Source organism: Marinobacterium maritimum, assembly GCF_039523155.1.
Taxonomy (GTDB): Bacteria; Pseudomonadota; Gammaproteobacteria; order Pseudomonadales; family Balneatricaceae; genus Marinobacterium; species Marinobacterium maritimum.
Map to the genome: position 1 here is coordinate 874,414 of NZ_BAAAET010000001.1, position 16,224 is coordinate 890,637.

The 16,224-nt window shown below is 55.3% G+C and carries 15 protein-coding genes; 9 read left to right on the top strand and 6 right to left on the bottom strand.

The features are described from left to right. Positions 1-264 precede the first annotated feature (264 nt). Positions 265-891 (bottom strand): TetR/AcrR family transcriptional regulator, encoded by a 627-nt coding sequence (locus ABD013_RS03915; RefSeq protein ID WP_343802569.1) that lies wholly within the window; start codon positions 889-891, stop codon positions 265-267. 118 nt (positions 892-1,009) lie between these two features. Between ABD013_RS03915 and ABD013_RS03920 the strand changes: the two genes are divergently transcribed. Continuing rightward, positions 1,010-3,040, top strand: a complete 2,031-nt coding sequence (locus ABD013_RS03920; protein ID WP_343802572.1) for an oxidoreductase — start codon at positions 1,010-1,012, stop codon at positions 3,038-3,040. Positions 3,041-3,173: 133 nt separating this feature from the next. Here ABD013_RS03920 and ABD013_RS03925 read toward each other — a convergent pair whose 3' ends face one another. Further along, positions 3,174-3,794, bottom strand: a complete 621-nt coding sequence (locus tag ABD013_RS03925) for a LysE family translocator (protein WP_343802575.1) — start codon at positions 3,792-3,794, stop codon at positions 3,174-3,176. 169 nt (positions 3,795-3,963) lie between these two features. On the opposite strand from ABD013_RS03925, the gene ABD013_RS03930 reads away from it, so the two are divergent. After that, positions 3,964-4,722, top strand: coding sequence for a DUF3465 domain-containing protein (locus tag ABD013_RS03930; protein ID WP_343802578.1), 759 nt, complete (start codon positions 3,964-3,966; stop codon positions 4,720-4,722). A gap of 20 nt (positions 4,723-4,742) precedes the next feature. Next, a complete protein-coding gene (locus ABD013_RS03935; RefSeq protein ID WP_343803973.1) occupies positions 4,743-5,687 on the top strand; it encodes a tetratricopeptide repeat protein in 945 nt (314 codons plus the stop codon). A gap of 134 nt (positions 5,688-5,821) precedes the next feature. Here the strand turns inward: ABD013_RS03935 and ABD013_RS03940 are convergent, their stop codons facing one another. Next, positions 5,822-6,733, bottom strand: a complete 912-nt coding sequence (locus ABD013_RS03940) for a tellurite resistance TerB family protein (protein ID WP_343802581.1) — start codon at positions 6,731-6,733, stop codon at positions 5,822-5,824. A gap of 841 nt (positions 6,734-7,574) precedes the next feature. Between ABD013_RS03940 and ABD013_RS03945 the strand changes: the two genes are divergently transcribed. From ABD013_RS03945 to ABD013_RS03970, 6 genes are all read left to right on the top strand, one after another. Then, on the top strand, positions 7,575-8,546 hold the full coding sequence (locus tag ABD013_RS03945; protein ID WP_343802584.1) for an ABC transporter substrate-binding protein: 972 nt from the start codon (positions 7,575-7,577) through the stop codon (positions 8,544-8,546). A gap of 81 nt (positions 8,547-8,627) precedes the next feature. Next, positions 8,628-9,533, top strand: coding sequence for an ABC transporter permease (locus ABD013_RS03950; RefSeq protein WP_343802587.1), 906 nt, complete (start codon positions 8,628-8,630; stop codon positions 9,531-9,533). Further along, positions 9,530-10,333 carry an ABC transporter ATP-binding protein gene (locus tag ABD013_RS03955; protein ID WP_343802590.1) on the top strand — a complete coding sequence of 268 codons (804 nt, stop codon included), beginning with the start codon at positions 9,530-9,532 and terminating at the stop codon, positions 10,331-10,333. Before ABD013_RS03950 ends, ABD013_RS03955 begins: the two co-directional genes overlap by 4 nt. 358 nt (positions 10,334-10,691) lie before the next feature. Then, positions 10,692-11,168 (top strand): MarR family winged helix-turn-helix transcriptional regulator, encoded by a 477-nt coding sequence (locus ABD013_RS03960; protein WP_343802593.1) that lies wholly within the window; start codon positions 10,692-10,694, stop codon positions 11,166-11,168. After that, complete coding sequence (locus tag ABD013_RS03965; protein WP_343802596.1) at positions 11,168-12,229, top strand: HlyD family secretion protein; 1,062 nt, start codon at positions 11,168-11,170, stop codon at positions 12,227-12,229. Before ABD013_RS03960 ends, ABD013_RS03965 begins: the two co-directional genes overlap by 1 nt. 7 nt (positions 12,230-12,236) lie before the next feature. Then, positions 12,237-13,292, top strand: coding sequence for a DUF2955 domain-containing protein (locus ABD013_RS03970; RefSeq protein ID WP_343802599.1), 1,056 nt, complete (start codon positions 12,237-12,239; stop codon positions 13,290-13,292). Between the two features lie 19 nt (positions 13,293-13,311). Here ABD013_RS03970 and ABD013_RS03975 read toward each other — a convergent pair whose 3' ends face one another. The 3 genes from ABD013_RS03975 to ABD013_RS03985 all read right to left on the bottom strand — a co-directional run bounded on the left by ABD013_RS03975 (position 13,312) and on the right by ABD013_RS03985 (position 16,133). Beyond that, the gene (locus ABD013_RS03975) at positions 13,312-14,085 is read right to left on the bottom strand and encodes an SDR family NAD(P)-dependent oxidoreductase (RefSeq protein ID WP_343802602.1); all 774 of its coding nucleotides are present in this window, start codon (positions 14,083-14,085) and stop codon (positions 13,312-13,314) included. 600 nt (positions 14,086-14,685) lie between these two features. Further along, a complete protein-coding gene (locus ABD013_RS03980; protein WP_343802605.1) occupies positions 14,686-15,516 on the bottom strand; it encodes an AraC family transcriptional regulator in 831 nt (276 codons plus the stop codon). Between the two features lie 2 nt (positions 15,517-15,518). Further along, positions 15,519-16,133, bottom strand: a complete 615-nt coding sequence (locus ABD013_RS03985) for a LysE family translocator (RefSeq protein WP_343802608.1) — start codon at positions 16,131-16,133, stop codon at positions 15,519-15,521. Positions 16,134-16,224 lie beyond the last annotated feature (91 nt).

Genomic DNA, 16,224 nt, shown 5'->3' on the forward strand with positions numbered 1-16,224 from the left:
AACGGGTTAAATAGAGATGGCCGGCATTGTATGCAAAGGGAAACAGCTTGGGATGAGACATAGTGTCGCAGGGACAGGTACTTAAAACCGCAGTCTGTGCCAGGTATGAGTTGGGACTAAGCATACAAGGCAGGCGATGCCGATTCATAATGCCGGGTGCCCCCAGGCTAACTGAATTGGTTGCCTAAGTGCTGAATGTGATAGGGGAAAAGCGAGTGATGTGGACGCTCATGAATGATAATCCACATCAAGGCCATCAAGGGGCTATCGCGGGGGGCTGGTTTTCCTGTCCAACGTCAGCAGGTCCACCAGTGTTTCAGCAATCTCCTCGAGATCCCTGCGTTCCACATATACGCCGTCGATCAGCAGGCGAGTCAGTCCGTGCAGTGAAGCCCAGCTGGCCTGTGCTGTCTTCAATGCCGAATGGTTGGCGGGTAATACGTTCTGTTGTTGCATCTTTTCAACCAGGTCCACCCATAAACGAAAACTGGATTTGGAAATCTGCTGCAAGGATGGTGTGGGCTCACCCAGCTTCCAGATCTCCTTGCCGTACATCAGGTCATAGGTTTCCGGGTTGTCGTGCGCAAAGCGGATATAGGCTTGCACCCACTGCTCGAACAGCTCTCTGCCTTCGTTGGGACCCAGTTCGCCAAGAATGGCGTTGACCATAGTGTCCTGATGCTCAAACCCCATCTCTGCAATGGCACACAACAGGGCGTTTTTGTCCTTGAAGTGATGATAAGGAGCCGTTCGTGACACGCCGACCTGATCGGCGAGGCGGCGCATGGAAAGCCCATCGATTCCGGAATCACGAATGATGCTGTTGGCGGCTTCAAGCAATGCCGTGCGCAAATCACCGTGGTGGTAGGGTTTGGTCTTGTTTTTTGTCATGAGAAAATCCTAAAGCTGTAACTTGACGGCGTCAAGTTGATGTTATAACTTGACGGTGTAAAGATTGCGCCGACAACAATAAACCAACGGCTGACAAGCACCCTGAGAGGTTTCTGACATGACTGCAAATCGCTATCCACACCTTCTGGCTCCGCTGGATCTTGGATTCACCACGTTGAAAAACAGAGTCTTGATGGGTTCTATGCATACCAACCTGGAAGAAGTCCCTCAGGGGTTTGAGAAGCTGGCCAGCTTCTACGCTGCCCGAGCTCGTGGTGGTGTAGGCTTGATCGTGACCGGTGGTATTTCGCCCAACGCTGCCGGCGTCGTCTTCCATGGGGCTGCGCGGATGGATGATCCCGCCGAAGTGCCGCACCACCGCATTGTCACCGATGCAGTGCATCAAGCCGGTGGCAAGATCTGTATGCAGATTCTGCACGCGGGTCGTTACGCCATGACCCCGGCGCTGGTCGCCCCGTCTGCTATTCAATCCCCGATTACCCGCTTTGCTCCGCATGAGTTGACCGACGCGGAAGTGGAACAGCAGATCGAAGATTACGCGCGTGCTGCCGAACTGGCCAAAGAGGCCGGGTATGATGGTGTTGAAGTGATGGGGTCCGAGGGCTACCTGATCAACCAGTTCATTGCTCAGCGAACCAACCAGCGTACTGACCGCTGGGGTGGCAGCTTCGAGAACCGTATTCGCTTCCCGCTGGAAGTGGTGAGTCGTGTGCGTGAACGTGTGGGCGAAAACTTCATCATCATTTACCGGCTGTCGATGCTGGACCTTGTTGAGGGCGGCAGCAACTGGGAAGAAGTTGTTGCGCTGGCCAAGGCGATCGAGAAGTCCGGTGCCACCATCATCAATACCGGTATCGGCTGGCATGAAGCGCGTGTGCCGACCATCGCTTCAAGCGTTCCCCGTGCCGCCTTTACCGGCGTGACCGAGAAGCTGCGTTCAGAAATAACGGTGCCGGTTATTACCTGTAACCGTATCAATACCCCGGAAGTGGGCGAGCAGGCGATTGCTTCAGGTCAGGCGGACATGATCTCCATGGCGCGTCCCTTCCTGGCTGATCCTGACTTCGTCAACAAGTCTGCTGAAGGTCGTGGCGACGAGATCAACACCTGCATCGGCTGTAACCAGGGCTGTCTGGACCATGTGTTTGAAGGCAAGATGACGACCTGTCTGGTCAACCCGATCGCATGTCGTGAATCCGAGCCGGGCGTGGAACCTGCTGTGGCCAAGCGCCGCATCGCGGTCGTGGGTGCTGGGCCCGCCGGTCTGATGGTGGCGGCTGTAGCGGCTGAACGTGGGCACCAGGTTACGCTGTTTGAATCCCGTACCTGCCTGGGCGGTGAGTTCGAGATTGCCGCGCGTATTCCTGGCAAGGAGGAATTCTTTGAAACGCTGCGTTACTACGAAAAGCGTTTCGAGAATGCGGGCGTAGAAGTACGCCTCGGTCAGGCGGCTGATAAGGAACAGCTGCTGCAGGAAGGCTATGACGATGTGGTAGTGGCGACCGGCGTACGTCCCTGGACGCCGCCGATCCCGGGAATCGAAAATGCCCAGTATCTTGACTACCTGGATGTGCTGGAACACGGCAAATCGGTCGGCAAGCGAGTGGCAATCATTGGTGCCGGCCCGATCGGCTTCGATGTGGCGGAATATCTGACTGAGTCCGATGAGCACGTACATCAAGGCAAGGAAGGCTTCATGGCCGAGTGGGGCGTGGATGCCAGCTTTGAGGTGCGCGGTGGCCTTGTGGAGCCGCAGCCGGTCCCGGCGGTTGACCGTCAGATCTATATGCTCGAAGTGCGGGACATCAAAGTAGGCTCCGAGCTGAGCAAAACAACGGGCTGGATCCATCGCGAGGTGCTGAAAAAGCGCAACGTACAGATGATGGGTGGTGTGACCTTCAACCAGGTGGATACTGACCGCATCAACCTCGAGTACCGTGGTGAACAGCAGATCCTCGATGTGGATACCGTGATCGTCTGTGCAGGACAGCGTCCGCGTGCGGATCTGGCGGAAGAGTTGGAAGGTGCTGGTGTCAATGTTCACCGTGTCGGTGCTGCTCGAGAAGCGCGTGGCATGGATGCAAAGGTGGCCTTTGCCGAGGCGCTCGAGCTGGCCAAGGCTCTGTAAGAGAACTGGTGGTCGAAACTAAAAACGCCCTGATCTGTTGCAGATCAGGGCGTTTTTAGTGGGGCAGTAAACGGTTCAAAAACGACAGTAAACTGCTGAACCCAGGGGCAATGTCAGCTCCTGATTGATTTGATCAGTGCCTCAGTGCCAGATAGGCACCCGCGCTGGCCATGATGGAGCCGGCACTCTGGTTCAAGCGTTTCATGGCCCGTTCCGAGCGGAAAAAGCCTCTCGCTCTGGCAGCAAAAACAGCGATCGACATTACCCCCAGCATCAGGGCCGCCAGTGTCAGCACCGAGGCCAGTGCAATATCACCCGCCGTCAGCACGCTCAAGTCCATGAAGGTGGGCAGAAAGGCGATATAGAACAGAATCACCTTGGGGTTCGACGCCGAAATCAGAAAACCCTGCAAAAAACTACCGGCCAAGCCTGAACGGCTTACCCGGCTGTTACTCATTTCGTCGGCGGAAACCGGTGCTGTCCACATCTTGTAGCCCAGATAGAACAGGTAGGCCGCACCGATAATCCGGATCGCCGTAAACACTTCCGACCAGTGGGTGGCGATAGCGGCCAGGCCCAGGCAGGCAGCCACTAGATACAGAATGTCACTGAAAATCATTCCTGTAGCCAGCATCAGGCAGCTGCCGGCACCATTGACCAGCGCTCGGGCCAGAATGGCGAAAACTCCAGGGCCCGGAGTGATCCCGAAAATAAGAACGGCAAGGAAGAAAGACAGAGCACTTTCAGCAGTCATGAGCTACATCTCGCGGGGGCTGAATAAAATGGCATTATGCGCCAGCCGCACACTGGGACCAAGCCCACCCAGCGAGCATTCAATTAACATCGGGAAGGGTGTAAGGTGGCGGGCCTTGAGGGCGGTGTGGGCCACTGCTGTGCGCAATGAATGACAGGGAGTACGTGTTGTGGAATGTCAGAAAGGAACGCTGAAGACATGGAAGGACGACAGGGGCTTTGGCTTTATCAAGCCTGATGATGGCGGCCCGGACCTGTTCGTTCATATACGGGACTTTGGCAGTATTCCGCGCAAGCCGCAGTCAGGGGACCGGATCCAGTACCAGCCGATGAAGGATCAGCAGGGGCGCTGGCGTGCGGCCGATGTGCAGATTGAAGGGCTGCGGCGCAGCGCTTCCAGCCCAAAAAACAAGCCCAAAGCCAGGCCCCGGAGCAGACACGGTAAACGCAGCAAGATGTCTCGCAGCCCGCTGATGGGCCGGGTGGTATCACTTATCCTGCTGGTTATGATGATTCTGGCGGGCCTTAACTTCTTCGACCGTATTCGTGGTCAGCTCGGGCTCGCGGACCCGTCGTTGTCCAGCGAAGAAGCGGCAGGTGACAGTCGTCTGCAGCATCTGTATGACAGTCGTCGCAGCGATGTTCAGGTACAGGGAGCCGGTGTGGTTTCCCGTATCCTGCCTGATGACACTGTAGGCAGCCGGCATCAGAAGTTCATCCTCCGACTCGGCAGTGGGCAGACCCTGCTGATCTCCCATAACATCGATCTTGCACCACGAATCCCGTCACTGAGCGTCGGAGATCGGGTGTCATTCAACGGTGAATATGAGTGGAATGACAGAGGAGGCGTGGTGCACTGGACACACCATGACCCGGCGGGACGCCACGAAGGTGGCTGGCTCAAGCATCAGGGGCGAACCTATCAATAGGAGGAGTGTTGGTGACTGATATGGCGTCCTGGGTATCAGTGTTGCTCTTCATTATCCCTTTAATGCTGCTTCTGTTCGGCCTGATGCATTTCATAGAAAGCCGGCGCAAACCCATGCTGCATCAGGGAGTGTTGGGAAAACTGCATGATGAGCAGCTATTCGTCAGATGGGATGAAACCAGCGCTTATGGCTACAAACGCTTCGACAAGCTGAAAAGGGCCTGGCAGAGCCTCGAGGATAACGAGGCCTGGTATCAGTACAATCTGAGCAAGGCGGGTTTTACGGTTATCGCGCCGGGTGCCAGGAGCGCATTTCGCTGGTACAGCCGCGATTGGGGCAAACGGCAAAATCCCGAGTCTGCCTATTATCTGGCCATGATGGCCCTTGCCGGTCTGGGGACTGAAAGAGATGCTGGTAAGGCTTGGGAATGGCTGAAAGAGGCAGGCCAGGGCAATATTGCTAACGTCTTAACTGCACAGGGTATCATGCAGCTACGTGGCAGGCCGGTTGCAGGTGATCCTTCGTGGCCGGTCGTAACAGTGACGGGAGATTCAAGGCGGGCTGCAGTCGCACTGTTCCAACAGGCCAGTGAAGCGGGTGATCCCTTGGCATGCCAGAATTTTGGGTTCTGCTTTGAACACGGGATTGGCGTCGAGGCCAATCTCGAAACGGCGATCAGCTATTATCTGGTTGCGGCTGAGCAGGAAATGACGGCATCTCAGTATCGTCTTTCAATGCTGTATGAAAAACTGGGTGAACTGTCCGATGCGTATGTCTGGAGCCATGTGGCGGCACAGTGTGCCGAGTCGGAAATAGCCGATAACCGGTCGCAACGTCTCTTTGATCTGCTTCCCGAGCAGGAGCGAGAATGGGCGAGACTCAGCGCCAGTGCCTCGACTCAGAGAATACTGGGGCCACGCATGGCGCGGCTGTACGCCGCTTCCCGCTTAATCAGAAGCATCTAGCCTTTGAGTTATTAGTCTTTCACCTGGCTGCAGCTGGAGATTCTGCGCATTCGACTGAATATACCGGGATGAGGTGATATCCGGCAGATTCAAAGCAGAAGCAAGTAGTGTTTCGTTGCAACGGATGCCGTGGGTTACTTCTTGCCTCTTTTGGATGATTTCAAAGCATCCAAGGCACTGGTCATACCGCTGGCAACCCCCTTGGCGCCGCGACCAAAGAGGTCAGTACCTTGTTTTGCCCCTGCTGCAACTCCCTGAGCCAACTGATTCACCCTGGCCCCCAGCTTGAATGCATTGGCATCGTCAAAAATGATCTGGATTCGATCGCGAGCCAGCTGTTCCCGTTCATCGGTTACAGCATCAACTGCAATGATCAGGTCCAGAAAGTGCAGGATCTCGGTGCTCATGGACTTGTAGTTGCAGTCGGGATTGTTCTTTTTGAAATCGGCGAGCTTTTGGGCGACTTCCTGAATACTGTGCTGCTTCAGTTCGCTGCTGATCTTGTCGAGACTAGCAGCCACAAATACTGGGTCATAACCCCATTCACCAATGAAATAGCCTTCGATCAGTTCCCGTTCGTCAGCTGTGACAGGGCCATCAATGTTGGCCATTTTGAGGCCAAGGGTCGCAATCATGTCGAACAGTCCAATCGCCAGCAGATCCAGAGGAGTATTGATGAAGTCGGGGATAACGGTGACACGGGAGGAATTGCCGCGAACAAACTTCTTGCCGATGATGACGCTAAGGCCTGCCCCCACAGCTCCCGCGGCGATGGCCCAGCCGAGAGGAGTAGCCGCTGTCCCGATACCCATAATGCCTAGAAAACCACTGGGGGCGAAGAAGGTGCTGGCTACGAATGAGGATTTGGCAAGGGCTGCGCCAGCAACCGCACCATTGCCGGCATCGAGTGCATCCAACAGGTAGCGCTTGAGCCTCAGCGAGGTAAAGGCCTCCTCGCCGATATCCAGTTTCGCCTTGAACTGCAATTCATTTGAGACGACCTGTTCAATACCCTCAATCCATGAAGTATTGCTTTGTCGGGTCATATACTCACTCCACTGCCGGGTTTCTCACATGCATCTACATATTCTGCCGCATGCCTGACGTTGAGGCTGCCTGTTGATATTAATGAATTTGAAGCCGAGTTGGCGAATGAATGCAGCCCGGGATGTAAGCATAAGCAGTTCTGCAGGCTGTTAGTGCAAGTCAAAGACTATTAAGGGAAGTGATCTGATGGTGCGATGAGTGAGCCATCGGGTGTCAGCGCGGGATATCGCTCAACTGAGTGTTGTAAATAATCTTCCATATAAATGAAATAATCGGAAGGATCTTTATTTTTTGGTCGCTTGATAACCAAAAAACTCAAGCACCTTTCGCAATGAAAGGGATAGACTTTTTTCTCAGCGACGACAGGTCACCCAAACAGCTGGAGTGGCTTGCATAACAATAAGAACGTGATGCTGAGGTGCGGAATGAACCGCAAAAGATACATTTCAAACAAGCTTGCTACTGACTGCGTGCGTATCGGTTATCGTCAGCCTTGTGCCAATGATGATCTCTTTAATGGCCGTTTTTCAGGCCCGCGATTTCATTCTCGGCAGCGTTCACACGCTTTCACGCGTGAGCAACACACTACTCCTCAACGACGCCTGTTTTCCCGTTTATTGCCAACCCGCTACTCAGTGACTTTGGACGTTCTGGCCCCTCCCTTATAAGGCCAGCTGCAGCAATGAGATTTGTCTATCAGGCGATCACGTCCAGCTCACAAGAACTACAGAGAAGCTATCCATGCCCAGAAAGCAGCCCAGACGGCTCGAAATTGAATACACCACCGCCCCCAGTACATCTGCATAACCTGAATAAAGATAAGAAATTGGAGTGCCATAAATGAAGTCTTCCATGACCCTGAAAAAACTGATGACTACAGCCATCGCAGCCGCAACGTTGACGCTGTCGACTGCACAGGCTGCATCTGTCTATGTAGCCACCACCGCGATTGTCGAACACCCGGCGCTGGACTCTGTTCGGGATGGTATCAAGGAAACCCTTGCGGAAAACGGTTATAACGACCAGAACATGAAGTTCACCTACGAGAGTGCCCAGGGCAACCCGGCCATAGCGGCACAGATTGCCCGCAAGATGGTCGGTGAAGCACCGGATGTCGTCGTCGGCATCTCTACACCGTCAGCTCAGAGCCTCGTCAGTGCAACCCGTGATATTCCGGTGGTTTTCTCCGCCGTGACTGATCCGGTATCGGCGAAACTGATTTCCAACTACGAGGCTCCGGGTGCAAACGTAACGGGCCTGTCTGACAAGACGCCGGTGGCACAGCACCTGGATCTGGTACGTGAATTCCTGCCGGACATGAAAAAGCTGGGCGTACCCTATAACCCGGGTGAGCCCAATGCGGTAGCAATCGTAGCCCTGTTGAAGGAAGAGGCCGCGAAGAAGGGGATTGAGATTGTTGAGGCGCCAACACCCAAATCCTCTGACGTGATGATGGCATCGCAGAAGCTGATCGGAGACGTCGATGCCATCTACTGCCCTACGGACAACACCATTCTGACTGCACTGGAGTCAGTGGTTAAGGTCGGCATCGACGGCCGTATTCCGGTGTTCTCCGGCGATACCGGCTCAGTTGAGCGCGGTGCAGTCGCTGCGCTGGGCTTCAATTACCACGACATCGGCCGTCAGACCGGCGAAGTGATCGTACGTATCCTCAAGGGTGAAAAAGCAGGTGAGATCCCGGCACGTGTCGCAACCGGCTCTGACCTGTACGTGAACACCAAAATGGCGCAGCGAATGGGTGTAGAGATTCCTCAGTCCGTGCTTGATCGCGCTACCAAGGTTATTCAGTAATACCCGTTCCGCCGCTGCCTGGCCCTCAAGTACTTATGGGCCGGGCAAGTGGCGAACCGTGACACCTGTTGAGGTATAACAATGTCTCTTTTCTCTTTCCTCGGTACGCTGGAGATCGGTTTTATTTTCGGTCTGGTGGCTGTCGGTGTTTACCTGACTTTCCGCGTACTTGATTTTCCTGACCTGACGGTCGATGGCAGCTTCACCCTTGGCGCTGCACTGGCAGCGGCGCTGATCATTGCCGGCGTAAACCCATATATGGCCACTGTATGCGCCGTCTTTGGCGGTGCTGCCGCTGGTTTGCTTACGGCCTGGCTCAACCTGCGCTTCAATATCCTGCACCTGCTGGCCAGTATCCTGACCATGACGGCGCTGTATACCATTAACCTGCGCATCATGGGCAAGCCCAACCTGGCGCTGATTACTGAGCCGACGGTACTGTCTCCGTTCGAGTCGCTGGGTATTCCGAACATGTACCTCAAGGTGATCTTCGTGGCCGTGGTTGTGGTCGCGATCGGCCTGTTGCTCTCATGGTTCCTTAACACCCAGTACGGCATGGCAATGCGTGCCACGGGTTCCAACCCGCGCATGGCTCAGGCCAATGGCATAGTAATCAATCAGAAAATCTTCGCTGGGCTGGCGCTGTCGAATGGTCTGGTGGCATTGGCAGGTGCTTTGTTTGCACAAACCAACGGTTTTGCTGACTCAACCATGGGTATCGGTACCATCGTGGTTGGTCTGGCTGCCGTGATTGTGGGTGAAAGCCTGTTCAACAGCCGTTCCATGCTGGTGATCGTGATCAGCTGTATTGTCGGTTCGCTGCTCTACCGCCTGGCCGTTGCCGTGGCGTTGAATGCCGATTTCATCGGCTTCAATACATCGGATCTAAACCTGATTACTGCGGTACTGGTTGGTCTGGCCCTGATCCTGCCGCACCTGCGCCGTGAGTGGAAAGCGCGTAAAGCCGCCAATGGAGGTGAAGCATGATCCGCTGCGAACATCTGAAAGTGACCTTCAATGCCGGGCTGGCAACTGAGAAGCGAGCCCTGCAAGGTGTAAACCTGACCATCCCTCAGGGTGAGTTTGTCACCGTCATCGGCTCCAATGGTGCCGGTAAGTCTACGCTGTTAAACACCATCGCTGGCGATATTCGCAGCTCCTCCGGGCGCATTCACTTCGACGACAAGGATGTAACCAAATTGTCGGCCGCAGCCCGTACCCGAGATGTGGCACGTGTGTTCCAGGACCCTCTGGCGGGTACCTGTGGCGATATGACCATCGAGGAAAACATGGCGCTGGCTTATGGTCGTGGTCAGGGAGGTGGTTTGCGTCTCGCACTGAACGAGCGACTGCGCAAACTCTTCCGCGAACAGCTGTCTCGCTTGAATCTCGGCCTGGAAGATCGGCTTGATGCCCAGATGGGACTGCTCTCCGGCGGTCAGCGTCAGTCGGTCAGCCTGCTGATGTCCGCATTGCAGCCGAGCAAGATCCTGCTGCTGGATGAACACACGGCCGCGCTGGATCCGAAAACCGCTGCGTTGGTGATGGAGATTACCGACCAGATCGTGGCAGAGAAGAAGCTTACCGTGATGATGGTGACGCACTCCATGCGCCAGGCACTCGACCACGGCAGCAGGACGATCATGATGCATGAAGGGCAGGTCGCTTTTGACCTGTCCGGTGAAGAGCGCAGCAATTATGGCGTCAAGGATCTGCTGAACCTCTTTGCTCAGATTCGCCCAGACGGAGAAGAGCTCGACGACGACAAGTTGTTGTTGGGTACCTGAGTTGATTCGAGCCGGTATCTGCCGGCCGCAAGGCATATTTCACGTGTTTCGCTGGCATCCTTGTCAGTTGAGCACGTGGAGTTAAGCGGCACTCCCTCAATGACCGCTGTTACCTGGAGGCTTCGGCCTCCTTTTTTGATCTACCCATCCAGAACTTAATGAGTTCACCCCAGGACCAGAGCATGTTTGGCAGGACACTGTCAGCAGCAGTAGCGGCCGTTCACAGATTGTGAGGCTAACTGCCGGAGGGCGGAAGGGTGAGATCGGCTAAACACTTAGTTTGCTAACTAAATCCAGTTTTGCTTAAATGGATACTTAGCATGCTAAGTAAGTTCACCGGATTCTTTGGGGGAATCTCATGTCAGCCAACAAGCCGCAACTGTATGAATCGCTCGAGCCTTCTCTCGGCGTTTTTCTGGGTCGGGTATTCAGGCATTGGCGAAGTGCCGTCAACAAGGCAGTCGCACACCTTGGTATGACAGAGTCACGCTGGACGGCGTTGATGTTGCTGAAAAAAACGGGTGAGGGCTGTACGCAACAGGCATTGGCGAAGAGTTTGATGATTGAACTGCCTTCGCTGACACGCACGATCAAGCAATTGCAGGAGCAGGGGCTAATTGAACGTCGTCCGGATCCCAACGATAGACGGGCGCATTGCTTGTGGCTGACTGATAGCGGTCGCGAGATGGTGGATGAACTTGCCGGCTACATCCTGGCCATACGGCGTGAGATGTATGAGGGACTTAGTGACGAGCAATTGAATGTCTTTGCTGACGTGCTGTTGCGCATGGAGGTCAATGCCCAGAACTGTTTAACAAAATTGGAGGAGGCTTAATGACACCTGATCAGAGCTTTGCCCGCTGGGTGCGTCTGTCACTGGTCGCCTTTGTTGTGGCGTTTGTGTACTTCCTGGCGGCAGACCTGTGGATGCCATTAACACCCCAGTCACGGGTGCTACACCCTGTCGTAGGGGTGGCGCCGAGAATAAGTGGTCAGGTGACCGAAGTGCATGTTAACAACAACCAGCATGTAGAAGCGGGGGAGCTGCTGTTTGTGATCGATCAGCGTCCCTTTGCATTGGCCGTGGAACAGGCTGAACTGGCGCTGCAGGCTGTTCGTCAGCAAAACGCCCAACTGGACGCCGCTGTTAAGGCGGCTGAAGCCCGGGTGACGGCTGCAAGAGCCACTGCCGTAGAGCTGGAACGTGAAAGCAAACGGCTGGAAATTCTGAAGCGTAGTCATAGTGTATCTGAACAACAGTATGAGCAGATACACGCACGCTTGGTGTCTGCCAAAGCTACGCTCGACAGCGCCACAGCTGAAGTCGCTAAACTCGAGGTGCAGCGTGGTCGGCGCGATGACTCCAATGTTCGTGAATCCCAGGCTCGCAACGCGCTGGAACAGGCGCGCCTGAATCTGGCTTATACCGAAGTGCGTGCGGAATCGGCCGGAGTGATTTCAAACTTGCAGGTACGCGAGGGCACCTATGCCAAGGCCGGAAATGGCCTGGCAGCACTGGTGGCCGATGAAGCTGATATTGTGGCGGACTTCCGCGAAAAATCTCTCAGTTATCTGCGGCCAGGAGACGAGGCGTCCATCGTATTCGATGCTTATCCCGGTCAGGTGTTCAAGGCTCATTTCGTGGCCCGTGATGCCGGCACACAGGAAGGCCAGCTGTTGGCAGATGGGCGACTGGCGGCCCCGGAAGTAACCGATCGCTGGGTTCGTAATGCACAGCGCCAGCGCGTCCATCTGGAGCTCGACGGCACGCACGAGCCGCTGGCGCTGCCGACTGGTGCACGCGCAACCGTACAGCTGTTTCCGGTTCAGGGGCTGGCGCAGTGGCTTGGAGCCTTGCAGATTCACGCCATCAGCCTGATGCATTACATCTACTGAGGCGATCATGCGCAAATTTCGTCCCATCCTGATCGCCGGCAAAACCACGATGAATGGCAACGACTTGCGCCAGTGCCTGCGCATGGCGTTGGGTGGCACCCTGGGGTTTCTGCTGTGCAAGCTGATGAACTGGAATTACGGTGCCTTCTTTACCGTAATGCCCATTTTTCTTTTGGGCATGGTACCGAGGCTGGTGCCCCATGTAATACGTCAGTATCTGGGGGCCGTACTGCTGGTTGTACCGGTGATTTTGCTGGTACAGGGAATTTTTGGAGATAAACCGGTACCGATGACACTGCTGATGATGGCGCTTTTCGCCTTGCTGTTCCGGGAGATGAGCCGCGGTGTGAACCTGCTGTTTGGCGCCCTTGGGGTGGTCAGCCTGTCGATGATGCTCAACTTTGCCAGCTACCCCGGCGCAAATGTGTCTGACATCATCGCCTCTTTTCTGATGTCGACGGCCACCACCTTGCTGATCTGTAACCTGATGCACATCCTGCTGCCTGATGTGGAGCCACGCGCACCGCGTCCGGCATGTACCAAAACCGCCAGCAGCCGCAGGCATGAAGTGATCCTGGCGACTACGGTAGCGACGCTGTCCTTCGTGACCTTCCAGGTTTTCGATCTGCCAACCTCGCTATCAGCCCAGATTGCCAGCCTGCTGGTTGTTTTTCCGATGAGCTGGCGAGGTGCAATTCCGTCTGCCTGGAACCGTACTCTGGGCACTCTGGTTGGCTGCAACGCCGGGCTTGTGATCCAGTTCGTCCTGATGACCCACTTCGATGTGCTGCCCTTCATCACGATGGGTCTCTGGATCAGTTTGCTGGTATTTGGCCGCTACCACATGCTGGAGGGAGGTCCCTCGGGGGCTGGCTTTGCCGCCGTCACCACCATGGCCATACTGTTTGGTCAGTATGTCACGCCTGAACGCGACCTGTTCTTCAGTGATCTCTATCGATTCAGCTCTCTGGCAGTGGCCGTGCTCATATCCCTGATGGTGGTGTTCGTCATGGACCGTTTGCTCAATCGCTTTGAAAGCACCCGCTGGGAAGCGCCGGCCTGATAGGGAACAGGCGGTTGGGTCAGAGGGCATTATTGAGGTGTCCACCATCAACATTCAGTATGGTGCCGGTCATGAAAGCACCTGCATTGCTGGCCAGCAGCAACAGCGGACCGCTCAGCTCTTCGATATCACCCAAACGGCACATGGGTACTTTCTGATCGATATAGGACTTCCCCTTGTCAGTGGCGAAGAACTCCCGGTTCATCTCGGTGAGGAAGTAACCTGGGGCGATTGCATTGACGCGGATGTTGTGGCGCGCCAGCTCCAGGCCCATAGCCTTGGTGAGTTGAACCACACCGGCCTTGGCTGTCGCATAATGGCTCAGCTGGCTGCCGACCCTCAGGCCCAGGATTGAGGCGATATTGACGATGCTGCCGGGCTTGCGGGCTTCAACCAGGCGACGGCTGGCTTCTTGTGCGATGCGCCATACGCTCTTGAGATTGATATCCATCATATTGTCCCAGGATGCCTCGCTCATGGTGAGAAAGGCATCGGGATCACCAATACCGGCGTTGTTAACCAATACATCGATCACTCCGAAGCTGGCTTCTGCCTGATCAAAGGCTTCGATGATGGAGGCGCTGTCGCTTACATCCATGACAACGGCCAAGGCCTTGCCACCGCTTGCCTCGATCTCGCTCACCAGGGTGTCGAGCCGATCCTTACGACGAGCACTGACCGTCACCGTAGCACCCGCTTCAGCCAGTACTTTAGCGAAATGCCAACCCAGTCCGCTGGAAGCGCCCGTTACCAAAGCGTTCTTGCCCTGCAGTGAAAAGCGTTCGTGATTCATTCAATTCTCCCTGGAAACCTGCTTGTGCTCTTCAGCATGTCATGGATCCGGCGCGTCGCATAGCTCACGGGCCAGGCATCCTGCTGTAATTGAAAGCAGGTATCTGACGTTATTTCTCAACTGCGTGAACCGACACTTTTTGGATAATAACCCTCGATAGTATCTTGCGCTTGCAATACTCAAGATCTAATAGAAGCGGTAGACGGTTTTTGCGCAAGTCAGAGCTGAACTCTGTGGTAAGGTTCTGGAAGAAATGTGAGGGGTAATCTGCTGATAGTCATATCAAATCAGATGCACGAGCTACTGCTTTAGTACTCATGGCTAAAGCCGTTAATTCAGTCATGAGGGAGCATGATGAGTGACGATCACATTGTAATTCTGATGGTGGCAGCCGCGGTCATGCTGATCATTTGGCGCAAAAGCAGGAGTTCTAAACGCAAAGCACCAGCATCGCTGCGGCGAAGGAGTAAAGGGCGCTCCGGGCATGCAGCGGATTCTGCGGGCGGCGGTGATTCAGGTGCAGGCGACTCCTGTGGCGGTGATGCCGGTGGGGGCTGTGGAGGGGGCGGCGGTGACGGTGGAGACTGATCCTGTCAGTCGCTAACGAAAAAAAGCCTGAAACTGCCCCGGGGTCAGTGCGGTACGCTGCCTGAAATGGCGCTGAAAGTGTGCCTGATCGGCAAACCCCAGTTGCAGGGCGATTTCACCCAGGGATGCCCTGGATTGCTTGAGTAACTGGCGTGCACGACGAATGCGCTGATCGAGCTGCCAGGCATGAGGCGGCAAGCCGTAATGCTTGCGAAAGAGTCGTATCAGCTGGTAACGACTGAACCCACTGACTTCACTCAACTCTTCCAGTGTCAGGTTGTCTTCCAGACGGTCCTGAATCAACTCACTGATACGGTCAAGCTCAGGCAGGCACTTGTGTCGGTCATTCAGTGTGACCGGCTTGCCTGCCAGCAGTGGGCAGATAAATTCGATTAGCTCACTTTCCGCCGCCAGTGATTGGGCCCCATCCAGCAGCCGTTGGTAAAGCCGATCAAATCCCTGATAGCAGGCGGCCTTGGTTTCGAGATCGTTGCGGAAAGGGCAATAGTCTTCGGCTGAGGGGCCAAACATTTCCGACTGCAGCTGTCCAAGCCAGTCGGTATCGATAAACAGCATGCGGTAGGACCAGACACCTTTTTCAGGGTTGCAGGCATGAATGTCACCCGGGTTGATCGTTACCAGCATGCCGGCATGGGTCTCGTGCTGTTGCCGACGATTACGATAACTGGCGCGGCCGGCATCGATCACTCCGAACGAGAATTCGTCGTGGGCATGGGCCTGGTAGCAGGCAGAGGACTGGTTGGCCAAACGCATCTCGACCCATGGCAATGCAGGGCTCTGGGCGAGGTGAGTAGTGTTTTGGCGTTGGCTTTCCTGAGCCATGATCAAATTCCCCATTGTTCAGCAAACATCACCAGCACGGTGATGGCCAGCAGGCCACCCAACAGCCGGTTGAAAGCAATCTGCCGTCCTTCGCTGCTGAGCAGCTGTCGGATCAATTGACCAGCGATGGCCCAGAAGCCTACACCCAGAAAGCACATGCCGAAAGATACTGCGGAAAAAACCAGCAACCACTTCAGGCTGTCAGGCTGCTGGCTGACAAACAGTGCAACGCCCGACATGGAAACCATCCATGCCTTGGGGTTGAGCATCTGTACCAGCGCACCTTCGATCAGCCTCGGAGGTTGTGCAATTGAATCACCGTCAGTGCTGCCCACCTGTTTCATTGAGCCAATGCGATAGGCCATATAGAGCAGAAACAGACCGCCGACGTAGTACAGCACCTCGGTGAAGCCTGGCAGTTGCTCGCCAAGTAAGGTGAGCAACAGGCCTGCTGCGAGCACCACCAGAGTATAGCCAAGTGTCGCGCCCAGTACATGCGGACAGGTGCGCGCTGCCCCAAAGGTAGCCCCTGAACTGGTCGCAATGATATTGACGGGTCCCGGCGTGATTGCACCAATAAAGGCAAAGGCCGCCATGGAGAGGAGAAGACTGAACATTTTGATACCTCCGACTGTATTGCTGGTTGCAGTCTAGAGGCTGACTCATGGCGGGTATTGAACGAAATTGCGCGTAAGGATTGCCTGAGGA

Excerpts from the sequence above, each read along its gene's own strand:
- ABD013_RS03915 (WP_343802569.1), bottom strand. The coding sequence starts at position 891 with ATGACAAAAAACAAGACCAAACCCTACCACCACGGTGATTTGCGCACG.
- ABD013_RS03920 (WP_343802572.1), top strand. The coding sequence starts at position 1,010 with ATGACTGCAAATCGCTATCCACACCTTCTGGCTCCGCTGGATCTTGGA.
- ABD013_RS03925 (WP_343802575.1), bottom strand. The coding sequence starts at position 3,794 with ATGACTGCTGAAAGTGCTCTGTCTTTCTTCCTTGCCGTTCTTATTTTC.
- ABD013_RS03935 (WP_343803973.1), top strand. The coding sequence starts at position 4,743 with ATGGCGTCCTGGGTATCAGTGTTGCTCTTCATTATCCCTTTAATGCTG.
- ABD013_RS03940 (WP_343802581.1), bottom strand. The coding sequence starts at position 6,733 with ATGACCCGACAAAGCAATACTTCATGGATTGAGGGTATTGAACAGGTC.
- ABD013_RS03945 (WP_343802584.1), top strand. The coding sequence starts at position 7,575 with ATGAAGTCTTCCATGACCCTGAAAAAACTGATGACTACAGCCATCGCA.
- ABD013_RS03950 (WP_343802587.1), top strand. The coding sequence starts at position 8,628 with ATGTCTCTTTTCTCTTTCCTCGGTACGCTGGAGATCGGTTTTATTTTC.
- ABD013_RS03955 (WP_343802590.1), top strand. The coding sequence starts at position 9,530 with ATGATCCGCTGCGAACATCTGAAAGTGACCTTCAATGCCGGGCTGGCA.
- ABD013_RS03960 (WP_343802593.1), top strand. The coding sequence starts at position 10,692 with ATGTCAGCCAACAAGCCGCAACTGTATGAATCGCTCGAGCCTTCTCTC.
- ABD013_RS03965 (WP_343802596.1), top strand. The coding sequence starts at position 11,168 with ATGACACCTGATCAGAGCTTTGCCCGCTGGGTGCGTCTGTCACTGGTC.
- ABD013_RS03970 (WP_343802599.1), top strand. The coding sequence starts at position 12,237 with ATGCGCAAATTTCGTCCCATCCTGATCGCCGGCAAAACCACGATGAAT.
- ABD013_RS03975 (WP_343802602.1), bottom strand. The coding sequence starts at position 14,085 with ATGAATCACGAACGCTTTTCACTGCAGGGCAAGAACGCTTTGGTAACG.
- ABD013_RS03980 (WP_343802605.1), bottom strand. The coding sequence starts at position 15,516 with ATGGCTCAGGAAAGCCAACGCCAAAACACTACTCACCTCGCCCAGAGC.
- ABD013_RS03985 (WP_343802608.1), bottom strand. The coding sequence starts at position 16,133 with ATGTTCAGTCTTCTCCTCTCCATGGCGGCCTTTGCCTTTATTGGTGCA.